This window comes from Methanoregula sp. (genome assembly GCF_028712425.1).
In the GTDB taxonomy this organism is placed as follows: Archaea; Halobacteriota; Methanomicrobia; order Methanomicrobiales; family Methanospirillaceae; genus Methanoregula.
Map to the genome: position 1 here is coordinate 151171 of NZ_JAQTQD010000003.1, position 16038 is coordinate 167208.

The window sequence follows — 16038 nt, forward strand, 5'->3', positions numbered from 1 at the left end:
ATGAATCCATCAGGATCGTTCGAAGAATTGCTTCGCAATTCTTCTCTTCCTCGACCTTCTGATGAAGGTCTTGGATAAGAAAAATAGAGAAATTTGTTTTCCCGGCCGAACCGGGAACATTATGCGGAGTCAGCGACTTCGATCTTGATGATCTCAGAATGGACGGATGCAATGGTCTTTGCCAGTTCCGCATTCTGGGCTTCCCGCACCACTTCGATCGCTTCGCGGATGTTTGCTATGGCTTCACCCTGGGTGTTGCCATACCCGCGTGCAGACGGAATCTCCACGCAACGGGCAGTGAAACCGCCCTTCTCGTGGCACTCCGTGATAATGGTGTAGTGCATGATCATATAAGATCGAGGGGCCTCTTTACAAAGTTTCTGGTCGGAATGGGCTAAAACCGGGTGTTTTTAGCCGGTTTGCGGGTCATCTCCATGGTTTTTCTGCGCTTCATACTCGCGGAGGTGGTCCTTTACTCCCGCTTCGAAATCATCGGGGAAGTGGCGGAATTCCTGCGCCACGAGCAGCATCCTTGCCGCATCCCCGACGGCCTTGTGTGGCTTGATGATATACCGGAACTTCTCCGGGATCCTGTACGAGAAATGCCGGGAGGAGAGTGTCCTGCCATTCAGGGCAAACCCGATGACAAGGGACATGCGGTCAAGGGAAACATCCTCTTTTAGGGAATACTGGTGCCGGATCTCGCCCTGGAGGTCGCGTATGACAAATCCGGTGGTACTGACCCGGGCACGCTGGAATGTCTCCATCTCGCGGCGCCGTGCAAAGAAGACCAGGGTGCCGATCTGTTTTGCATTCAGCGCCTGCATGAATGCCCGGACATCGGCATGGGCACCGGCAATGGCGTCTTTTGCGCGGCGTATCCCTTCTGCGTTGAGACGGATTTTCTCATCCGGCAGCGTCTCGCCGGGCCGGCTGAGGTTGAAGGCCCGCCGGTGCCCGTCCACCCTCTTTCCCACGTGATTGGTGACATTTTTCCAGAGTTCGACCTCAACATCGTGGCTGAATGCCCTGCCAAAAAACGAGATGGTGTCGGAGACCGGCTCGTGCAAAACAATCCCGATTTCGATGGGGATCTGCATCCCCTGTCGGGTGCCGCGGATGCCGGCAAATTCCATGTCAATGAAAGCAGTCTGGGGATCAGGCATGCTTTGTTCACCAGTCTGCCGGAGGGCTCACTCCTTCAGGGCTGGGATTCCTACATCCGCGAGACGGTCCTGTGCAATGGCGCAGTATCCACTGTCGATCTCGATGCCGATCCCCTTCCGCCCGCAGAGGATTGCTGCAACAAGCGTGCTCCCGCTGCCCATGAACGGGTCGAGCACGGTATCCCCGACATACGTGAAGAGCTTCATGCACCGGAGCGGGAGCTCGACCGGGAACGGCGCCGGGTGCCCGATCTTCTTCTTGCTCTCGCCGTTAAACGTCCAGAGCCCATTGGTCCAGGCCATGAACTCGTCCCGCGTGATATCAGACTCCCGCGTGCCGCTGGTCTTCTTCCAGCTGTCCTTGTAGAACACCACGATCAGTTCCACCGGCGCGATCACGTGCGGGGCCGAAGCGCTCATCCACGACCCCCACGCGGTCCGGCGCGAGATGTTCCCCTCGTTCCAGACGATCGTGGAGTGGTACGAGAACCCCGCTTCCTTTGCAATAGTCGTGAGATCTGCCCCCACGCTCTGGTGGCCGCCCTTGTTTTTGTCGAGCGGGATGTTTAAGCAGAAGCGCCCGTCGCGTTTCATCCACCCGTGGCACCGCTTCATCCACCGGGCCGAGAAAGAAAGATACTCGTCGTAGGTGACCCGGTCATCGTGGGAGTTGTACGGGATGTCCACGTTATAGGGCGGCGATGTTACCACGAGATCGATGCTCTCGTTCGCGATTGTCCGGGTGGCAAAAAGGTCCTCGTTGATGATCGTGGACCGGTCATCACGGAAAAAAACGGTTCCTGCCACAATGCCCTCCGTACTACTGGTTTGTCAGCGTGAGGTTTAGCGTTTCGCTCTTTTTATGCCCTGCTTTGGGAGAGGCAGAAACATCCTGGAATTATCCGGGCATTTCTATTCGATTGAACCGCATGGTTATACGAATAACCCCCGCCATCCTGCCAATATTATTAAGCACCTCCCCCATTTCAGAAGAGAGCATTCGTTTCTTTATTGAGGTGGAGAGATTTTGGTTTTACCGTACCAGAAGATAGCATCCCGAACCGGCATTGTTCTTGTTCTCCTGCTGCTCATTGTACCGCCCGTGTCGGCAGCCGTTGACAAAGCCACGATCACCCGGAGTACCGCCCCCGACCATACTGACCGGCCCGAAGCGATTCTTCTGCAAAAGACCCATATCGCGTACGTTGCCTGCGACCAGGATACCCGTATGAACGGGATCATCCGGTACATCGAGATCATCAGCAATGGCAGCGGGGCGTATCGTCTCCGGCAGATCCGGGACGATTATCTTGTCACGGCCTCCTCCATCCCCCTGATGCAGACCTCAGCCGAGATCGGGAAGGCCCGCGACAGTCTCGGCGCCTCTGCCCAAGAATTCTCGGATGAGACGCAGGCGCAGATGCTGTTTTTCAACGGGAGCGCGACACGGATGCAGGCCTGTATCCGCAGCATGGCAAACGCAAGCGCGGTCAGGAACGCGGGTAACCCGGATGCCGGCCTCTGGCTCAAAAACGAGTCCTCCCGGCTCGTGATCTTCAACCGGGAATCAACCGAACGGAAACGGACCATCGCAGAACTGGGGAAACAGGGTGCCAACACAACGGAAATCCGGAACATCTCCCTGTTGATCGATGCCCAGCGTCCCAACATCCAGGGCGCCCTCATGAACAAGTCTTCGGCGGCGCTCCAGTCCACCAACATCGTGATAAAAGACCTGAACCGCGAGTTCCGCTCGATCGTTACCGGCACGCGGGCTGCGCTTGCCATCGCGATGAAGCGCGATGCGATCATGGCGATGGGCTGATTGCCCGTGCCCCTCCCACATCCATACGTTTTTCCCTGAACCGCCTGAAATCTCTTCATGCAATCCCCGCCCGATCCTGCCCCGGCTATCACGTTTACCCCGATTGGAACGATCCACTCGGCGTTCACCGATATCGCGGGCATGCCCATCCAGCCGAATGGTGCCCGGGGCACACGGGGCACGGTCGAGGTATTCCCCTCCTTTGCCGGCGGCCTCCGGGATCTCGACGGGTTTGAGCGTATCATCCTGATCTATGCATTCCACCAGTGTAACGGGCACCAGCTGGTTGTCAGACCCTTCCTTGACACCACATCCCGTGGCGTCTTTGCCACCCGGTCGCCAAAGCGCCCGAATGCCATCGGCCTGTCGACTGTCCGCCTCATCGAAGTTAAGGGCGGAACCCTGACGGTTGAAGACATCGACGTGCTCGACGGCACGCCGGTGCTTGACATCAAGCCGTACGTCCCGGTCTTCGATGCGTACCCCGGCTCCCGCTGCGGGTGGTTCGAGAATGTTGCCTGCAATGCCGAGACCCACCGGTCCGATGACCGGTTCCGGTAGCTCCTGCAAAGCCTCATCATGACACCGGTCCAACAAACTCCCTGATCCCCATGCACTGGTACCCGCTCTCCGGAAAAGATGCCGTCCTCCTCCTGCTCGTCTTCGTGATGAGCGGGATATTCAGCCGGGTCCAGCCGTACTTTGTCGCCCCCTCCCTCATCCCGTACACGTACGCTTTCTTCCTCTTCCTCCTCATGCTGGCCTACTTCCCCCTTGTCCGGCCGAAAGACCCGCTGGGGCTGGGGAAGTTCCTTGCGCTCCTTCTCGGGGCGATTTACGCAGTTATGATCGTTCTTGTCGAGATCATTGGCCGGCACAATTATTCCTGGGGCAGCGTTGTTGTCCTTGCCGGAGCCGTCCTCTCCCCGCTCGTGGCAGCCGGGATCTACCATCTCCTCTTTGGGCGCCGTCCCCCGCGCTGAACGGCTTCCTGCCGCCTTCGATATCTATTTTCTCCTTGTGCAGCAAATCCTGTATACATGGCTTCTTTTGTCCACCGCATAGAAGTTCACTTCACGAAAGACCCCCGGCTGAAGACCCGGACGGACCGTGTCCGTTCGCTCGGGTTTCCGGTCGACGAGCTGCACCTTGCCGATGTCTATACAATAGTGACCACCGCCCGCGGCTTCACCCGCGACGAACTGGTACAGGTTGCGCAGCAGCTGGTCAACCCGGTGGTGCAGGAGTATACGGTGGACGAAGCTACCCTGCCGCTCTTTGACTATGCCATCGAGGTCGGTTTCCTCCCGGGCGTGACCGACAATGTCGGGACAACGGCCCGGCAGACCATCGAGGACTTCCTCGCGATGAAATTTGGCGAGGGGGATGCGGTGTACTCCTCGCAGCTCTATTTCGTGCGGGGCCAGATGCCGCGACCGGCACTTGAGAAGCTTGCCGCAACGCTTGCAAACCCGCTGGTCAACCGGGTCTATATCCGGACAAGGCAGGAGTACGGGCAGAAGGGGATGGACCGGGTCGTCCCCGCCGTCGAGCTCCATGAACTCTCCACTGCCGAACCGGTGGACCTTGAGATCAGCGACACAGAGCTGGTGAAGCTCGGGAAGGAGGGTATCCTGGATCCGCAGACCGGCCAGCGACGGGGACCGCTTGCCCTTGACCTTGCGCAGCTCCACACCATCCGCGATCATTTCCGCACGCTCGGGAGAAATCCGACCGATGTGGAACTCGAATCGCTTGCCCAGACGTGGAGCGAGCACTGCAAGCACACGATCTTTGCGTCCGCCATGGACGACGACGTGCCCCGCGGGCTGTACAAGACGTTCATCCAGGCGGCAACGAACGAGATCCGCGAGGCCGCAGGGGAGAAGGACATCTGCGTCTCGGTCTTCTCCGACAATTCCGGCGCGATCGTCTTCGACGACGAGTTCATTGTTACGCACAAGGTCGAGACCCACAACTCACCCTCCGCCCTCGACCCGTTCGGCGGGGCGCTCACCGGCATCGTTGGGGTGAACCGCGACACCATCGGATTCGGCCTCGGGGCAAAGCCCTGCATCAACATCTACGGTTTCTGCGTCGGCGATCCGGAGACCGGCCCCTCCCTCTTCCGCGGGAAAAACAAAACAAACCCGGTCCTTTCGCCCCGGCAGATCCTCGATGGGGTTGTGCGGGGCGTGGGGGTTGGCGGGAACTGCTCGGGCATCCCGACACCGCAGGGCTTCTGCTGGTTCGACAACCGGTACGCGGGAAAACCGCTCGTGTTCGCCGGGACCGTCGGGGTCATGCCCCGGGAACAGGGCGGGCGGAAGCTGCACGAGAAGACGGCGCACACGGGCGACCTCATCGTGATGGTCGGCGGCCGGGTGGGAAAGGACGGGATCCATGGGGCCACGTTCTCCTCGGAGGCGCTCGATTCCAAGAGCCCGGTCACCGCAGTGCAGATTGGCGACCCGATCACCCAGAAGAAGTTCTCGGACGTGATCGTCAAGGAGGCCCGCGATCTCGGGCTGTACCGGAGCATCACGGACAACGGGGCCGGGGGGCTCTCCTGCTCGGTTGCCGAGATGGCAAAGGAGTGTAATGGCTGCCACGTTCACCTCGACCGGGTCCCGCTGAAGTACCACGGCATGGCGCCATGGGAGGTCTGGATCTCCGAGTCGCAGGAGAGGATGACGCTCGCTGTGCCCCCGGAAAACCTCCGTGCATTCATGGACCTGATGGCATGTCGCGACGTGGAAGCAACCGTGATCGGAGAATTCACGGATTCCGGCCGGTGCGTGGTTGAGTGCGGGGGCAAAACTGTGATGGAAATCGGGCTTGACTTCCTGCATGACGGCCTGCCAAAGAAACACTTAACGACAAGTTTTGAAAGGAAAGCGAACCCTGAGCCAAATGTCCCCTGCCCCGATCGGCTCGATGCAACGCTCGTTGCAATGATGAAGCAGAAGAACATCTGCTCAACGGAGTTCGTCACCGTCCAGTACGACCATACCGTGCAGGGCGGCCACGTGCTCGGGCCGGTCCAGGGCAAGGGCCGGGTCCAGTCGGTCGCTACCCTGACAAAGGTGGTCCTGAACTCGAAGAAGGCGGTGGGGCTCTCGCAGGCTCTCTTCCCGTCCTACTCCGAGATCGATCCCTACCGGATGGCCGGGGCAGTCATCGACACCGCGATCCGCGGCCTAGTCGCGATGGGCGTGCCGCTGGACCGGATCGCGATCCTCGACAACTTCTGCTGGTGTTCATCGGACGATCCGGAGCGCCTCGGGCAGCTGAAACTTGCGGCAAAGGGGTGCTACGACTTCGCAAAGGCGTTTTCGACACCGTTCATCTCCGGCAAGGACTCCATGTTCAACGACTTCTCGGGATTCGATGCGGACAACAATCCCGTGAAGGTCTCGGTCCCGCCCACGCTCCTCATCTCGTCTATCGGCGTCCACCCGGACGCAGCAAAGGCGGTCTCGCTGGACGCAAAGATCGCAGGAGACCTTGTGTATATTGTCGGACAGACAAGGGTGGAGCTGGGCGGGTCCGAGTACTTCGCCCACCTTGGCAGCCCCGGCAATACCGTGCCGGTGCTGGACGCGGGGGCGGCAAAGGAACGGTACGCCCGCCTTGCCTCCGCGATTGCCCACGAGCTCGTGGCCTCGGCGTTTCCGGTCAGCCATGGGGGCCTTGGTGTAGCGCTCGCCAAGGTCGCCATTGCCGGCAGGCTCGGCATGGACCTCACGCTCCCGGTTCCGGACAGCATGCGGCCCGACTATTTCCTCTTCTCGGAGTCCCTCTCCCGGTTCGTGGTCACGGTTGCGCCCGACCACAAGCGGGCGTTTGAGCAGGCAATGGGGGCGGATGCCGTGCTGGTCGGCCGGACCGGCGGCAGCCGGCTGCGGATCAGCGGCCGCGTTTTGCTGCTCGATGTCGGCGTCGATGAACTGGCGAAGGCCTACAAGGCACCATTCGGGGGGTACTGAAAATGGCAGCAGCAAAGAGGAATATCCGGCGCCCGGCGGTGGCACCGAAGGCACCCGCAGCCCGCAAGATGATTCCCGAGAAGGCTCTTATCATGAGCGGATACGGGATCAATTCCGAGATGGAGACACAGGAAGTGCTGGCCCGGGCCGGCATGGCCTCCGACATCGTCCACATCAACGACCTGATCGCGGGGGAGCGGCAGCTCTCCGACTACCGGCTCCTCGTCTTCCCGGGCGGATTCTCGTATGGTGACGACACCGGTGCCGGCAATGCCTACGCAAACCGCGTCAGGAACAACCTCTGGGACGAACTCCAGGAATTCCTGGATGGGGACAATCTTGTGCTTGGCATCTGCAACGGGTTCCAGATCCTGGCAAACCTCGGGCTCGTACCCGCGTTTGACCGGAGTTATGCACGGGAGATTGCCCTGATGCCGAATCGCGGCGGAAGGCTGGAGTGCCGGTTTGTCACCCTGAAGCCGGAACACGAGAGCCACTGGACAAAGGGGATCGAGCGCATATGGTGCCCCGTCTCCCATGGGGAAGGGAACTTCTCGTGTTCAGCAGAGACGCTCAAAAAGATCAAACAGAAGAAGATGGTGGCGTTCACCTACTGCCGCGAGGACATGAGCCCGGCAAATGGCGAATACCCGTATAATCCCAACGGGGCGCTCGAGGATATTGCCGGCATCACGTCAGCCGATAAGAAAGTGCTCGGCATGATGCCGCATCCCGAGCGGGCCATGGAGTTTTACAACCTGTACGACTGGCCGCTGGTAAAAGAGCAGGCCCGGCGCGAGGGAAGGCCGGTGCCAAAAGAATCACCCAACATGCAGATCTTTAAAAATATCGTGGAATACTTCTCGTAATCCTGTTTTTATAGGGACAATCCCTCTTCCTTTGCCCTCTCACTCTTTGGTAAGGGTATAGACAATGACGGCGCCGACAAAGAGGATGCCGAGAATCAGGAGTGTGTCGAGCCAGTCGGGAAGGGAAGCCTCACCGGGTGGCAGCGGTGCCGGGGGCTGGTGGGCGGGTGCCCTGCTTTCCACGTCTTTGACTATCAGGTATGCTGTGGCGTTCTCTTCGCTTCCCATTGCTGCGCTGGACAGGGTGATGCGATACTTCCCTGGTTCGAGGCCGGGTTCTTGCAGAACGTACATCCACCTGTTCAGGCTGCTGCCGGGGAGGATGGCGATGTCTTTGGTGGTGATGGGTGCGCCGGACCCGGCATCGGAGATAACGGCATGGATCGCATCATCGCCCCGCAGGTTCGTGATGCCAGCAATGACGATCTTCTCGCCGGTTGTTGTGTCCGGAAGGCGCGAGCCCGAGGCAGGGATGATCTCGTCAATGTAGATGGCCGGTTTCTCGACCGAGAAATACCGGATGAGGAAAACATCATCCACACCTTCCAGCCGGGCTGAGGAAACAAGTGCCTCAGCCTCCTGCTGGACATTGCCCGGGAGGTCTTCCATCCGACCGAGGCGGGAGATGATCTTGCCCCGGTTCATGACTGTCAGGTTGCCCCCCGTGTCCTTCCCGGGCCCGATCTCAAACGAACGCGATTGCCCGGGGTCCTGGAGCACCACGGCATACTGCCCGTTCTGGAACTTCATCGTGTCGGTCGGCTTGTACACGAGGGAAAAGTTGCCATACCGGTCGGGAGTCACGGTCCTGACATCGAAGTACTCCCTCCCGATGATCCAGACGGCAACCGTGCTGTTTTTTGCGCCGATGCCGCTGACGACAAACGTGTCGCCCTTCGTAATGATCTGGGGGGTGCTGGCGCTGTAGTAGACCTCAGCGGCGGCAGGAAATGCGAGACAGGATGCTGCAAGGAACAGAACCAGAATGGGAATTGCAGACTTCATCCACCATCACCCCCGGGGAATAGTAATTCGTGTACCCTGTGCAGTTATACATTTTCGGGTTTGAATGAGGGGGCCTCACCGGCACCTCCTATTTTTTCAAAAAGTTGAGGCCGCCCTTCTTTCGGGATGCCGGTTCAGCAGGTGCCGGGAAGTCGTCCAGCCCGGCCGCGGATTTCTTGTAATCCTTCAGTTCATCGGCTATCAGGGGGAGGTGGGAGTATTTCTTCTGCGGGACCCGGATCTTCGGGGCGGGCGCCGGGGTTTCCTGTTCGCCGGGGCTGTCGGACCAGGGATCCCAGTCAGCAGCCGGCGTCTCCTCTACTACCGGGAGGGCAGAGCGCTTCTGGGTGAGGATCACGGACGGAGCGGGCGATGCCGCTGCGGGAGGGGCTGCCGCTGCTTTCAGCGCACCCCCGCACCGGTTGCAGAAGCCGGCATCTCCAGGATTGACAAAACCGCAGGATGCACAGGTTCCGGGCTTAGCAAAAGTTGTCCCGCACCGGGTACAGAACTTCGAGTTCTCGTCAATTGCCGGGTTCCCGCATGTTGGGCAGGCCAGGGATTTTTTCATCGGCCCACCGCACTTGTCACAGAACTGTGCAAGGGGATCGGCCACCTGTGCGCCACAGGTCCCGCAAACCGGATACTGCGGTTCCGGTTCATCCACGATCGCGGCCCCGCACCGGTTACAGAACCGTGATTCTCCGTCAGGTGCCGGGATACCACAGGAACTGCATTTTCTGGTCATGTTCTTCCTTAATGGATTTTCGGGGCAGCGGGATAAAACCTGTGGTTCCGTCGGTAATCCTGTTGTCACGTCCCGTTCTTTTGCAGGTCTGAGCACTTGCGCGTCCCGCACCAAAGGTTTTTCCCTGATTCCGGTCGAAACCTCAAAAAACGTCTCCTGAATTGTTCAGGGATTTCCAGGTTCCCATGACAACGATACACGACCTTCTCCGGCAGTACTGGGGCTCATCCTCGTTTTTGCCGCTCCAGGAAGAGATCATCATCTCCGTTCTTTCTGGCAACGATACCCTCGCGATCATGGCGACCGGTGGTGGAAAGTCGCTCTGTTACCAGCTCCCCGCCCTGTACCTGGGCGGCCTCACGCTGGTCATCTCTCCTCTCATTTCCCTGATGAAGGACCAGGTTGACGACCTGCAGGCCCGGGGGATTCCGGCGGCGGCATGGAACAGCAGCCTTGACCTGAAGGAGCGTTCACAGATCACACAGGGGATATCTGACGGGAGCCTCCGGCTCCTCTTCATCTCACCGGAGAAATGTATGCAGCCGGGCTTCCTCTCGTCGATTGCTTCCGCCCGCGTGCGGCTGATCGCAATCGACGAGGCTCACTGCATCTCGGAGTGGGGCCACAACTTCCGGCCCGAATACCGTCAGCTTGCCCGGATCAAAGAGGTATTCCCCGGCATCCCCCTCATCGCCCTGACGGCAACGGCAGTCCCCGGGGTACGGCGGGACATCCGGCAGCAGCTGAAGATGGGAAATGGCCGCGAATTCACGGGAAGTTTCAACCGGAAGAACCTCCGGTATTGCGTTGTCCCCAAGAAGAACCCGCTGGTCTTTCTTGCTGATTACATCGGTCAGCACCGCGGGGAGTCGGGGATCGTGTACTGCTTGTCGCGCGAAGAGACCGAGATGGTTGCCGGGGACTTACAACGGCGGGGTTTTTCTGCGGCTGCATACCACGCCGGACTTCCCCGGCAGGAGCGGGAGCGGGTGCAGGAGTCCTTCATCCGCGACCGGGTGCAGGTGGTCTGCGCCACAGTGGCTTTCGGCATGGGGATTGACAAGCCTGACGTGCGCTTCGTTATTCATTATGTCCTGCCCAAGACCCTCGAAGGGTATTACCAGGAGACGGGCCGGGCCGGCCGTGACGGTCAGTACAGTGAGTGCGTCCTCCTGTACAGCCGGGGCGATTACGCCCGGATCCGCTCGATGATCGAACATAATGATGACAGCGGCCAGCACCTGCGGATCTCGCTTACAAAACTCCAGGACATGGCCGAATACTGCGAGACGACCGGCTGCCGCCGGAAGTTCCTGCTCACCTACTTTGGCGAGGAATACCCGCAGGAGAACTGCGGCTCCTGCGACACCTGCGATCACCCCCCTGAGATGACGGACTGCACGGATGCGGCAAAGCTGATTGCAGGCTGCGTAACACAGCTCCCGCGGAGTTTCGGCATCGACCTGATCGCCGATGTCCTGCGGGGTTCAAAAAGCGAGAAGGCCCGGCAGTACAATCTCACCACACTCCCGGCGTACGGGACCGGCAAGAAGTACAGCAAAGCGCAGTACCGCACCTGGATCCAGGAGATGATACGGCAGGGCTTCCTCTGTCGCGAAGGCGACCAGTACCCGGTCATCCGGTGCACTTCCCGCGCCGACGAGATCCTGAAGAACCGCTGCCGCGTGATGCTGCCGGTGCCGGAGAATGGGCCGGGCCGGCGGAGTACCCCTGCCCCAGTTCTGCCGGTGAGCGGCAGCGAGGAACTGTTCCAGCGCTTAAAGGCCCTGCGCCGGGAGATTGCCGAAGAAAACCGCGTGCCCCCATACGTTATCTTCCCGGACCGGACCCTGCAGGAACTGGCCTCCCGCCGGCCGTCCGGCATGGAGGACCTCTCCACGGTCTTTGGCATCGGGGCGGTGAAGCGGGAGAAGTACGGGAAGGCATTCCTTCGAGAGATCGCTCACTATGAAGGATATCCCGCCGTGGAAGAAGGACATATCTGTTTCGGGCACTCATGATCAGGACATGAAATACACGGCGCGGCATATCCAGCGATTCCTCGAACAGGGCAAGATCGATCCTGCCCTCTGGAAGAGCCACTTCCCCTCGCTGCTTCCCTCCCAGGTGCCGGCCTGCAGCGACTGTGCGGAGTTCCTTTCAAAAGCCTGCCCCGGGGACAAGGACCCGGTCGGATGTCACCTCTCCAAGACCTCGGCATCGGAAGGGGACAGCCAGAAGAAGAAAAAACGCGATCCAATGCTCGGCGTTGGCGCAAAAGGCCTGGCAGCCCGTGGCACGGCACTCCCGAGAGACCAGTCGAAGATGTGAGAATGGCATCATCTGCCCGGGCCGGTTATCCGCTTTTTCTCTCCTTTTTTGAGCCGAGCGCTCTTCGAGTCAATCCTTCTTTTTGTTTATACTGTAGTTGATCCCCTCTCTTTCCTGTTTGAGACATTGTGAAATTTTCTTGTACGGGTAATACAGAGGCATCGCCAGCGCCCCCGCCCCTTGGGGCGGGCTGGTGCAAGGGGGGCGATCAGCACAAGGAGACAAGCTTCCATACGAAAAACGCAACATGGAATATAGATGGGGGCTGATGCCCCCATACCCCCATTTGTGATGAACGGCTGCCGAAGTCGAAGAACGCTTCCGCGTTCTTTCCCTCTCATCCCAATGGGATTCGATGCCCCGAAGGGCGCCTCGCGGCGGCATCTACTCCTATTTTTCCGTCGAAAACGTCACAGCACTTTCCCCCCATCTTCCGTAAACCTCCCGGCAGTTCATTGGAAAAAACCAACACGAAAAACCGGCACTCCACAATACCCCCCAACCCTCTTGCCCGCTCCGATCAGGACATATGGGAGAAGAGCTGACACACTGTCTTGATCACGAACCATGACCAGAAAGCCACGAACACGACACGGTGCCCCGGCAGTTGACATGGAGGCGATTGCCTGGGATGCCATGAAGAGATACGGTTTCCGGCCGCAGTTTTCCAATGCCGTGATGCGGGAAGTCGGGAGCATGGAGGAAGGCGACCAGAAATGGCCACGCCATTCCACAAAAGACCTTCGTGCCCTCCTCTGGTCATCCATCGACAACTTCGACTCCATGGATCTTGACCAGATCGAGTATTGCGAGAAAGAGACAAACGGTGAGATCCACGTGCAGGTCGCCATTGCCGATGTCGACAACCGCGTCCCGAAGAACTCGCGGACCGACCGGCATGCCGCCCTCAATGGCGCCTCGATCTACCTTGACGTGGCAACGTTTCCCATGCTCCCCCTGAAACTCTCGGCAGGGATCACCTCCCTCCTGCCGGGGAAGGACTGTCTTGCAATGGTCGTGGACTACTGGGTGCTCCCGGACGGGAACATCCGGTACGGCACGGTCTCCCGTGCGCTGGTTGACAACAAGGCAAAACTGGTGTACGAGCAGGTTGGTGCCTGGCTTGAGGGAAAAGTTCCCGAGCCCGACAATGTCAGTATCATCCCCGGGCTCGCTGACCAGATCCGGCTCCAAAACGAGGCAGCGGTGCGCCTGCGGCAGAAGCGGACCGGGCAGGGCTCCCTTGACCTTGAGACCATCGAGGCCCAAGCGGTGTACGAGAAGGGAGAGGTCAGGGACCTGCTCCTCGTGGAGAAGAACGCGGCCCGGTCGCTCATCGAGGAGTTCATGGTTGCGGCAAACCGGACCATGATGGCGTTCCTCTCGGCAGCGGGTGTCCCCCGGATCGAGCGGATCGTCCGGGTGCCCAAGCACTGGGACGGGATCGTGCTTGTCGCCGCTGCCCTTGGCGAGGACCTGCCGGATCAGCCCGATGTCAAAGCCCTTGCCCGGTTCCTGGACCGGCAGCGCGAGAAGGACCCGGAGCGCTTCCCTGACCTCTCGCTGACCATCGTCAAACTGATGGGTCCGGGTGAATACGCTATGCTCCTGCCGAACAGCACCCCGATCGGCCACTTCGCGCTTGCAGTCATGGATTACACGCACGGGACAGCGCCCAACCGGCGCTATGCCGATCTCGTCATCCAGCGGCTCATCAAGTCGGTGATCGACCGGCAGGAAGTCCCGTACACGCCGCGGGAGCTCGAAGAGATCTGCCAGTGGCTCACCGACCAGGAGAAGCAGTCCAAGAAGGCGGAACGGTTCATGCGAAAGGCCGCTGCTGCCGTGCTCCTGCGCAACCGGATCGGGGAGATATTCCCCGCTCTCGTGACCGGTGCGTCCATGAAAGGGACCTATGTCCGGCTCCTCGCACCCCCGGCAGAGGGCCGCGTCATCGAGAAAGAGCGCGGCCTTCGCGTGGGCCAGAAAGTGCGGGTGAAACTGCTCGGGACCGACCCGTACAAGGGATACATCGACTTTGCATTCGTTGACTATGCCTGATCCGGCGGGTCTTTGCTCCCCTTTTACCGGGAGAGGATGCGCCGCATGACCGCCTCGATATCCCGGCGGATCGCCTCCTCGATGTCGCTCTCGAAGGGGCGGTAGTCTGCCCGCGCCTGGGCGAGCTCCCTTGCCCGTTTCTCGACCGGGGCACGGAGGCTGACCCGTTTTTTCACCACGTCCTGCTGGATCCGGGCAAGCCGGTGGATCCCCTGCACGAGTTCGGCCTCGACCGGCCGCATCTGCGGCTGGAACCGGTGGACGAGCGCCCGGATTCCGGATCGGTTAGGGCCTTTTGCGGGATCGAACAGGAATGCCTTCTCCAGCCGCTCCCGCCAGGAGATCAGTTCACCGGAGACCCGCGGGTCAAGCGCGGAAACGCGCCGGAGTCTCCCGGGTGTCACGTCCGCGGCGGTAACAATGCCTGCATGTGCCAGTGCCGCCATCTGTGCGGGATTGATCCGCGAGAGGCTGCCCGACGCGATTGCGTACCGCTCCAGAAATCCGCTGATCTGCACATCGCGCACGGTCTTCTCGAGTGCCATAACGCCCCGCTGGAACTCCCGGTCGATCCGCTCGTAGGTGCGCTTCAGTTCGCGGAGCCTCGCGAGCTGGGCGGAAAATGCCGCATCCCCGGCCTCGTCTGTCCATTTTTTGCTCCAGAGCCGCCACATGTATTCGGCCGTTTCAAGGCGGGACCAGCGTTTCTTCCGTTCCGCCTCCTCCCCGCCGGGCACAAAGAAGAGGGCGATGGCGACAAGGCCGATGAGGAGGATCACGAGAGGGTCGGTGACCAGTTCCCCGATGGCAAGGACCAGGCAGGCAACCGCGAGGATTATGCCGGAGAGCTGGCGGAACTTCCGGAACTGCAGCGACCGGCTGACGGATGGCGTGAGCGGTGCGGGCTGCACGTAATACATCCCCGGTGTGACGGACGGCAGCGCCCCCGGCGAGGGAATAGCCTCAGCCTTCTGCCACTCGCGCCGGAGGTCGATCTTGGTGATGCTGTCTGCCGAGAGGAAGAGCAGGACCCCGGACTGGGATTCAAGCCGGCACCACGGGCAGGACGAGAGGCCGGCATAATAGTAGTGGACGCCGTCCGTGCCGCACCGGCGGAGCCTGCTCTCGAAGGGGTCAAGGGCGTCCCACCACTCCTCAGCGCTCGGCCGGCCGGAGTCGCGCATGCCGGCTTCGGCAAAAGCCCGCTCGAAGAGCGTGGCAACCGTATCCGGGACAACCGCAAGGCCCACGGAGTTGGGCGGCGGTGCCATCAGGCGCGCCTTTGCGTTCCTGCCGTACGGGAACCGGAACTCGGCGATGGCCTTCTCGATGGGCATGTCCTCTTTCCCGGAATAGACCCCGGCATACGGGTGCCTTCCCAAAAAGAGGAGCTGGAAGATCAGGACGGCAAGCCCGAAGTTGTCCTGGTTGGTGGTGCGTTCGAGCCGGTACGTGTCCGTCTTCTGGAGCTCCGGCGGGGTGAAGTGCGCAACGCCTACCTCGCAGTAAAACGTCCGGCCCCCTGACCGCACCTGGAACGAGTCGCAGTCGATCAAGCGGACACAGGCCGTATCGTTCACAAGGATGTTGCCCTCGTTGACATCCCCGATGACATAGCCGTACTTGTGGATGACGCAGAATGCAGCCGCAAGGTTCTTGGCTGCCCGGACGAGGAAGCGCCAGTCTGCATGGGGGAAGGTCTCCTTGCGGTGAGTGGGCCCGTACACCTTGTGGACCGGCTCCGCGTCGGTGATCCGGGGCATCAGGAAGCCGACTACCGGGCCTCCGGGGCGGCTCATGAGGACATCGGTCGGCCAGGCCGAGATCGCCTCCAGCTCATCGTTGCAGCCCCGGGCCATCAGCCGGAGTTTCTCCTGCTTGTGCTCTTCGAGCGGCTTCTTGTAGATCTTGGCTACCGTTGTTGTGGGGGACGAGGCGAGCTCGTACACGTCACCCTCGCCGCCGCTCCCGACCCGCTTGCCAAGGCGGATGGTCTTACCACGGCTGTCGTAAAACGTGGAGAGGGGGATCGTTGTTGCCATAA

Annotated in this window: 14 protein-coding genes; 8 read left to right on the forward strand and 6 right to left on the reverse strand. The window is 60.4% G+C overall.

Annotated features, from left to right (window positions below; genetic code table 11):
- Positions 1–119: 119 nt before the first annotated feature.
- The 3 genes from PHF39_RS02680 to PHF39_RS02690 all read right to left on the reverse strand — a co-directional run bounded on the left by PHF39_RS02680 (position 120) and on the right by PHF39_RS02690 (position 1973).
- Positions 120–344: a type II toxin-antitoxin system HicB family antitoxin gene (locus tag PHF39_RS02680; RefSeq protein WP_048111464.1), complete on the reverse strand. Its 225-nt coding sequence runs from the start codon at positions 342–344 to the stop codon at positions 120–122.
- A gap of 66 nt (positions 345–410) precedes the next feature.
- On the reverse strand, positions 411–1166 hold the full coding sequence (locus tag PHF39_RS02685) for a hypothetical protein (RefSeq protein WP_300219901.1): 756 nt from the start codon (positions 1164–1166) through the stop codon (positions 411–413).
- Between the two features lie 27 nt (positions 1167–1193).
- Positions 1194–1973: a site-specific DNA-methyltransferase gene (locus PHF39_RS02690; protein ID WP_300219902.1), complete on the reverse strand. Its 780-nt coding sequence runs from the start codon at positions 1971–1973 to the stop codon at positions 1194–1196.
- 220 nt (positions 1974–2193) lie between these two features.
- Here PHF39_RS02690 and PHF39_RS02695 point away from each other — a divergent pair, with 220 nt between their 5' ends.
- From PHF39_RS02695 to PHF39_RS02715, 5 genes are read left to right on the forward strand one after another with little or no spacing between them, the layout of a single operon-like run.
- Positions 2194–2991, forward strand: a complete 798-nt coding sequence (locus PHF39_RS02695) for a hypothetical protein (RefSeq protein ID WP_300219904.1) — start codon at positions 2194–2196, stop codon at positions 2989–2991.
- A gap of 57 nt (positions 2992–3048) precedes the next feature.
- A complete protein-coding gene (tsaA, locus tag PHF39_RS02700; RefSeq protein ID WP_300219906.1) occupies positions 3049–3552 on the forward strand; it encodes a tRNA (N6-threonylcarbamoyladenosine(37)-N6)-methyltransferase TrmO in 504 nt (167 codons plus the stop codon).
- Positions 3553–3602: 50 nt separating this feature from the next.
- A complete protein-coding gene (locus tag PHF39_RS02705) occupies positions 3603–3974 on the forward strand; it encodes a hypothetical protein (RefSeq protein WP_300219908.1) in 372 nt (123 codons plus the stop codon).
- A gap of 57 nt (positions 3975–4031) precedes the next feature.
- Entirely contained in the window at positions 4032–6980 is a 2949-nt protein-coding gene (locus PHF39_RS02710) for an AIR synthase-related protein (RefSeq protein ID WP_300219910.1), read from the forward strand.
- Between the two features lie 2 nt (positions 6981–6982).
- The gene (locus PHF39_RS02715) at positions 6983–7849 is read left to right on the forward strand and encodes a phosphoribosylformylglycinamidine synthase subunit PurQ (protein ID WP_300219912.1); all 867 of its coding nucleotides are present in this window, start codon (positions 6983–6985) and stop codon (positions 7847–7849) included.
- Positions 7850–7888: 39 nt separating this feature from the next.
- On the opposite strand, the gene PHF39_RS02720 is transcribed toward PHF39_RS02715, so the two are convergent.
- Positions 7889–8854, reverse strand: a complete 966-nt coding sequence (locus PHF39_RS02720; protein ID WP_300219914.1) for a hypothetical protein — start codon at positions 8852–8854, stop codon at positions 7889–7891.
- Positions 8855–8942: 88 nt separating this feature from the next.
- On the reverse strand, positions 8943–9602 hold the full coding sequence (locus PHF39_RS02725; RefSeq protein WP_300219916.1) for a zinc ribbon domain-containing protein: 660 nt from the start codon (positions 9600–9602) through the stop codon (positions 8943–8945).
- Positions 9603–9787: 185 nt separating this feature from the next.
- Between PHF39_RS02725 and recQ the strand changes: the two genes are divergently transcribed.
- The 3 genes from recQ (at position 9788) to PHF39_RS02740 (ending at position 13994) form a co-directional block, all read left to right on the forward strand.
- A complete protein-coding gene (recQ, locus tag PHF39_RS02730) occupies positions 9788–11623 on the forward strand; it encodes a DNA helicase RecQ (protein WP_300219918.1) in 1836 nt (611 codons plus the stop codon).
- Between the two features lie 7 nt (positions 11624–11630).
- Complete coding sequence (locus PHF39_RS02735; protein ID WP_300219920.1) at positions 11631–11933, forward strand: hypothetical protein; 303 nt, start codon at positions 11631–11633, stop codon at positions 11931–11933.
- Between the two features lie 567 nt (positions 11934–12500).
- The gene (locus PHF39_RS02740; RefSeq protein ID WP_300219922.1) at positions 12501–13994 is read left to right on the forward strand and encodes an RNB domain-containing ribonuclease; all 1494 of its coding nucleotides are present in this window, start codon (positions 12501–12503) and stop codon (positions 13992–13994) included.
- A gap of 23 nt (positions 13995–14017) precedes the next feature.
- Here PHF39_RS02740 and PHF39_RS02745 read toward each other — a convergent pair whose 3' ends face one another.
- Positions 14018–16036 carry a hypothetical protein gene (locus tag PHF39_RS02745; protein ID WP_300219924.1) on the reverse strand — a complete coding sequence of 673 codons (2019 nt, stop codon included), beginning with the start codon at positions 16034–16036 and terminating at the stop codon, positions 14018–14020.
- Positions 16037–16038: the final 2 nt, after the last annotated feature.